This window comes from Anaerotignum faecicola, from assembly GCA_024460105.1.
In the GTDB taxonomy this organism is placed as follows: domain Bacteria; phylum Bacillota; class Clostridia; order Lachnospirales; family Anaerotignaceae; genus JANFXS01.
In genome coordinates this window covers 1-398 of record JANFXS010000518.1, presented here as the reverse complement: position 1 = coordinate 398, position 398 = coordinate 1, and the positions used below count along the sequence as shown (strand labels likewise).

General features: G+C 54.5%; 1 protein-coding gene. It reads left to right on the top strand.

The annotated features are described in order from the left end of the window. A partial coding sequence (locus NE664_15175; GenBank protein ID MCQ4727973.1) for a radical SAM protein occupies window positions 1-398 on the top strand: 398 nt, incomplete at both ends.

Below are 398 nucleotides of genomic sequence, written 5' to 3'. Positions count from 1 at the left end.
CATACTGTCATGGCAGCCCGGGCGGCCCTTCATCAGTGGGAGGAGCCGTGGATCAGCGGAATCCACGGAAGCGGCACGGTATTTTTCACCGGCTGTACTCTTCGCTGCTGCTTCTGCCAGAATTATCCCATCAGTCAGGAGGGGCTGGGAAAGGAGATTTCCATCCGGCAGCTTGGCGATATCTTTCTGCGCCTTCAGGATGAGGGTGCTCACAATATCAATCTCGTCACCGCCACCCAGTATCTTCCCTCCATCGTCTCCGCGTTGGACTTTGTAAAGCACAGACTGTCCATCCCTGTGGTCTATAACTGCGGCGGCTATGAACGGGTGGAGACAGTAAAGGCCCTTAACGGCTACGTGGATATCTGGCTTCCCGATTTAAAATACTACAGTTCCCG